4 protein-coding genes and 2 pseudogenes are annotated in these 5,774 nt (G+C 68.7%); all 6 read left to right on the top strand.

All coding sequences use genetic code 11. The features are described from left to right. Positions 1-1,809 (top strand): type IV secretory system conjugative DNA transfer family protein (locus ACGFMK_RS48695; protein ID WP_392778816.1); only part of this gene is annotated, 1,809 nt, incomplete at its 5' end. Positions 1,810-1,829: 20 nt separating this feature from the next. Further along, on the top strand, positions 1,830-2,903 hold the full coding sequence (locus ACGFMK_RS48690; protein ID WP_392778814.1) for a replication-relaxation family protein: 1,074 nt from the start codon (positions 1,830-1,832) through the stop codon (positions 2,901-2,903). 18 nt (positions 2,904-2,921) lie between these two features. Beyond that, on the top strand, positions 2,922-3,917 hold the full coding sequence (locus ACGFMK_RS48685; RefSeq protein ID WP_392778810.1) for a C40 family peptidase: 996 nt from the start codon (positions 2,922-2,924) through the stop codon (positions 3,915-3,917). Between the two features lie 212 nt (positions 3,918-4,129). Then, on the top strand, positions 4,130-4,855 hold the full coding sequence (locus tag ACGFMK_RS48680; RefSeq protein WP_392778807.1) for a hypothetical protein: 726 nt from the start codon (positions 4,130-4,132) through the stop codon (positions 4,853-4,855). A gap of 167 nt (positions 4,856-5,022) precedes the next feature. Continuing rightward, positions 5,023-5,307, top strand: a pseudogene (locus ACGFMK_RS48675) (NlpC/P60 family protein); the annotation flags it as partial. 268 nt (positions 5,308-5,575) lie between these two features. After that, positions 5,576-5,774: pseudogene (locus ACGFMK_RS48670) on the top strand (MarR family transcriptional regulator); the annotation flags it as partial.

Raw genomic sequence — 5,774 nt, 5'->3', positions numbered from 1 at the left:
GCCCGGCGCGTGCACGCCGGCACGTCCGGCCGGCTCGGCGGACGCATCCTCGACCTGCTCACGCCCGGCACCTCGGCGACCCGCTCCGGGCGGCCTCGCGATGCTCGCCGGATCAGCCAAGATCCGCAGCTGTCGCTGGAGTACTCCGCCCAGAACCGCGCGATCGTCGGCAAGCAACGCGGCTCGCAGTACGAGACCGTCATCCGCTACGCCGTCACCAGCCACCTAGCCGCGGAAGCCTCCGACGCTGAAACGCGGCAAGCGCGAGATACGACCCGCGGACGCGCCCACGCCCTGGCCGCGAGCTTCGCCGCCTTCACCGAGCACAACCACTACACCCGAACCCGCCTCCACCACCCCGCCGAAGCGCTCGCCGACCGATGCCTCGGCCGCGGCGACCTGCTGTCGGTTCCCGAGCTGGCGGCGATCGCGCACCTGCCGGTCGACGCCGAGATCCCCGGCATCGAGCGCGCCTGCGCGAAAGCCGTCGCCCCACCGCCTGGCGTCGCCGTGCCAGGCCCCGAGGTCAAACCGCTCGGCGTGGCCGACTCCGGGCACTCGCGCGCCGTCGGGCTGCGCGTGCCGGACGCCCGCCACCACCTGCACGTCCTCGGCGCCACCGGGTCGGGCAAGTCGACGTTGCTGGGCAATCTGATCCTCGACGACGCGGACGCCGGTCGGGGCATCGTGCTCATCGACCCGAAGGGCGACCTCGTCACCGACGTCCTGTCCCGGCTACCGCGCGAGGCCGCGGACCGGGTCGTGCTCTTCGACGCCGATTCCAAGCAGCGCCCGCCCTGCCTCAATCCGCTCGAAGGTGGCGAAACCGACCGCGAGGTCGACAACCTCGTCTCGGTGTTTCGCCGCGTCTACTCCGCGTTCTGGGGACCGCGCACCGACGACCTCATGCGCGCCGCCTGCCTGACCCTGCGCGCGCAGGAGGGCGTTCCCACGCTCGCCGACCTGCCCAAGCTCCTGACCAGCGAAGCCTTCCGGACACGGATCACCGCCGGCCTGACCGACCCCGTCCTCGCCGGGTTCTGGGAGTGGTACGACGAGCTGACCGACTCCAGTCGGTCCCAGGTCGTCTCGCCGCTGATGAATAAGCTCCGCGCGTTCCTGCTGCGGCCGTTCGTCAAGGACGCCATCGCCGGCGGCCGCTCCACCGTCGACATGAGCCAGGTCCTCGACCAGGGCGGGATCTGCCTCGTCCGGGTCCCCAAGGGTTCCCTCGGCGACGAGACCACCCGGCTCGTCGGCTCCCTGGTCGTTGCCCGCACCTGGCAGGCCACCACCGGCCGCGCCCGCGTTCCCCAGCGCGAACGTCCGGACGCCTCGCTGGTCATCGACGAGTGCCACAACTTCCTCAACCTGCCCTACCCCATCGAGGACATGCTCGCCGAAGCCCGCGGCTTCCGGCTCGCGATGACACTGGCCCACCAGCACCTCGGCCAGCTGCCCCGCGAGCTGAAGGAGGGCATCTCGACCAACGCCCGGTCGAAGATCTTCTTCAACGCCTCCCCCGAGGACGCCCGCGAACTCGCCCGCCACACCGCACCACGGCTGTCCGAACACGACCTCGCCCACCTCGGCGTCTACCACGTCGCCGCCCGGCTCGTCGTCAACGGCGCCGAGACCGAGCCGTTCACGATGACCACCTCGCCGATGCGTCCCGCCGTTCCCGGACGTGCCAAAGACATCCGCGCCGCTCTCCGCAAATCTCGGCTTTCGCCACCGACCCCTGCTACGGCTCCGCCGAATCGGCCGGTACGAGATCGCAAGACCGACCCTCGCCGCGCCCAACTCTGACGTACAGCTCGGAGGCCCCCTTGATCACCACAACCACACGCCAGCATCAGCTCCGGCAGCATCTCTCCGGCCGGGTCACCGCCCGCGCAGCCGGGTCGGTCGAGCATCAGGCGGCGCTCGCGGCTCGGCTCACGGCCCGGGACAAATGGCTGCTGGGCCTGCTCTTCGAGCACCGCGTCCTGACCTCTGCCCAGATCCAGGACGCCGCGTTCCCCTCCAGCCGCTCAACCCGCCAGCGTCTACGCGAGCTGTACCTCTGGCGCGCCGTCAGCCGATTCCAGCCCTTCCGCCCGCTCGGCTCGGCACCGATGCACTACGTCCTCGGACCCGCCGGCGCCGCCGTCCTGGCCGCCGAGCACGGCCTGGAAGTCAAGGACCTCGGCTACCGACACGACCGCGCCATGGCCATCGCCCACAACCAACGGCTCGCCCACACCATCGGCGTCGGCGACTTCTTCACCTCCCTGATCGCACGCAGCCGCCGTGACCCTGGTCGAAGTGGTGAGGGGGTCACAGCGTGGTGGTCGGAAAGCCGCTGCGCCCGCCACTTCGGCGACCTCGTCATCCCCGACGCCTACGGCCGCTGGCACAGCGCCGCCGCCGAACTCGAGTTCTTCCTCGAATACGACACCGGCAGCGAATCGCTGACCAAAGTCGCCCGCAAACTGCTCGCCTATGCCCGGCTCGCCGACTCCACCGGCATCGCCACCCCGGTGCTGTTCTGGCTGCCGACCAGCCGCCGCGAGGTCGGCGCCCGTTCCGCGCTCGCCCGAATCCACGCCGACCTCGACCAGAGCGCCGACGTTCCCGTCGCCACCGCGGCCGGCGACCTCCTCAACCCGGACGCAGCCTGTCCGAGTCCGGCCGACGAAGTCTGGCTCCCGCTCAGCGCGAAGCCTCCGAAGCAGACTTCGCCGCGGTACGGGCTCGGCGAGCTGACGGCTGCGTGGCCGGCCCTGACCCCGGCGGCGGCCCCCGACGTCGATGACGGGATCGCCTCGACGTCTGGGCAGGCCGTGGCTTACCGGCTGCCGCCACCTGCTCCCCGCCCGCCGGACGCATCGCCCAGCCGAACTCGCCGGCCCGGGCCCTGATCACGCGAGGAGGACCTCATGGGATCGAAGATCGCCATCGGCGTCGCCGTAGTGCTCGCGATGTCCCCGGTGCTGCTCGGAGCCGTGCCGCAGGCCGTGGTCTCCTCGCTCACCGGCGACGGGAGCACAACGTGCACGCCCGGCGGAACGACTACAGGCTCCGTGCAGGGCTATGTAGCCGACCAACTCGCCAACGCGACGATCATTACCTCGGTCGGCAAACAGCTGCAGGTCCCCGAGCCCGGCTGGGTCATCGCGGTCGCGGTCGCCATCCAGGAATCCACTCTGCGCAACCTAGATCACGGCGACCGGGACAGCCTCGGACTCTTCCAACAGCGTCCCTCCCAGGGCTGGGGCACGCCCCAGCAGGTGATGGATCCGACCTACGCGGCGACGCAGTTCTACCGGCACCTGCAGGCCGTCTCCGGGTGGCAGCAGATGAGCCTCAACGATGCCGCCCAGGCTGTCCAGCGGTCCGGCACGCCAGAGGTGTACGGCCGCCACCAGGCGGACGCTGAAGCGATCGTGGCTGCGGTCGCCGGAGTATCCTGCGAGCACACTGGCGGCGGAGACTGCACGAACATCGCCGCGCCGACGGCCTCCGCCCTCACCGCCATCCACTACGCCTGCGGACAACGCGGCCTGCCCTACGTCTGGGGCGGCAACGGCCCCGAGTTGACTGAACTACCGAATGGTCAGACTCAGGTCAGGGGCGGGTTCGACTGCTCGGGCCTGACGAAGGCGGCGTACACAGCAGCCGGGGTCCAGATACCGCGGACGGCGCAAACCCAGTACAACGCGGGTCCCCTTGTGCCTGCCGGACAGCCGGTGTTACCCGGCGATCTGGTGTTCTTCGGTTCCGGGCCGAGAGCGGTGACGCATGTGGGGATCGCGGTCTCGGCCGAGGAGATGGTCGATGCGCCGGATCGGGGTTTGGTGGTTCGGGTCGAGCGGATCTGGCGGTCGAACTTCGTCGGCGCGACACGTCCAGCCGCGCTCCAGCCCGGTCGATAAAACCGGGGCATCGGACTCCGCGACAACCTCCGCGACCGCATCGCCGAAGCGACCGACCACGGCTGGCTCGGCGACATAGAAGGACTCACCCTCAGAAACGACACCGAGCTGATGGCCTCTGGGGCTGCCGCTGACCACCTTCCGGCAACCCGCACGTCGAAGCGGCTATCCATCATGGTCTGCTGCGTGGCACCTCGATAGGCGAGCCTACGATGGTCGCTGATCACCCGGGCGGCCAGAAAGAAGGCTTCAATCTCGTGAGCTACGACCTCTACCTGTGGGCCGAGCCCAACCCGGTAACCGCCGAACAGGCCGGGGATATCTGCAATCGCCTGGCCGACGGTGACGAGGCCTCGACGACGCCTACCGCCCGGCACCTCGAATTCGCCGCAGAACTGGTCACGCACTATCCGCGTCTGGAGGATCTCACCGACGTCGACGACTCCCCGTGGAACATGAGCCCGGACGCCACGGACCGCCGCGTGATCCTCTGTATGGCCCTGTCTCGGGCCGCCGAGGCCGGCGCGCGCATTCTTGAACTGGCAGATCGATACAGCTTGGTCTGCTATGACCCGTCGACCCGGCAGGTCCACCATCCAGCTCAAACCACGCCTGAAGGAGCCTTGCGCCTGGAAGCGAGCGACGGCAGCAGGATCTTCAGCCCCACCACCGAGCAGATAGCTCAGCAGGTCCGCCGCATCAGCCGCGCGAACTGGCACGCTCAGCTCGAACGCGAAGAAAGCATCTACGTGCAGATCGGCCTCGGCCGCAGAGCAGGCGCACCCGAAGACCGGTACTCCCTCGAATACCGCGACGGCTCTGCCGAGCAACACTACCGCGCGTTCATCGACAACCTCGACGAGGCTGTCGTGGCATTCCACGGTTTCGTTAGTAACGACGCAGCCTGGAAGGCCGCGCACTCATGGACTCAAATCTGACCACCACTCAAGATCAGCGCAGCAGAGCCCTGCTGGCCGAGCACGGCGCACCTGCCAGCACCTCGCTGCACCGAATCAGGTGGCGAGCCGAACGTCATCGGCATGACGCTGATCGATGCCGGGAGCGCTAGTTCAGAGAACCCGAAGAAGGCGACACCGGATTCGACTGCAGCGGCCTGACCCGAGCTTGCCTACGGCGCCGGCCTCCCGCTGCCAACGAACTTCGCGCGAACAGTACATCGCCGGACCGCACGTGCCCGCCGGCGCACCGCTCCCTGCCCGGCGACCTCGTCTTCTACGCCACGGCTGGGCGCGTCCACCACGTCGGGCTTTATGTCGGCAGCGGCTCAATGATCGACGCCCCAGACTTCGGCCAGGTAGTGAAAGCGGAGCCCTACCGCCGCCCCGACGACGACTACATCGGCGCAACCAGACCGACCGCGTCCGGCTAACGTTCGCGCGGACCGTGTTCCGTTCAGGGGGCCATACTAGCGACAGAGATAATCCAAGCCTGGCAACGAAAGGACCTTTGAAGAAGATCACGGGCATCAGCGGACACTTCTGGACGATCCATGTGTCTTATCTCGACGAACGCTTGACATGAAGCGGTGCACGGAGCGTCCATGGGTGTGTAGCCCGAACCACCGGATGCGCACCGGCGGGCGATCGCCCCGGCCGGGGCATGACCATCAACCGCTTTTCTCCGAAACGGAGCTTGTCATGCCCGAACTCGAGAACGCATCATCGGCCGACGCCCAGCCCGAAACTGCGGAGCCGAAGGTACATCGCGCACTGGAAGCCAACCCCGGCGCGACAACCGCAATCCTGGCCAAGGCAGCTGGGGTCGGACGCTCCACGGCGTCGAAGATCCTTTCCCGCTGGGCCGCTGAAGGACTGGCGACCCGGACCACGGGCAAGG

Source organism: Amycolatopsis sp. NPDC049252 (genome assembly GCF_043197175.1).
Taxonomy (GTDB): domain Bacteria; phylum Actinomycetota; class Actinomycetes; order Mycobacteriales; family Pseudonocardiaceae; genus Amycolatopsis.
Note: the sequence above shows the minus strand (reverse complement) of the source record. Positions and strands in the feature narration are given on the sequence as shown.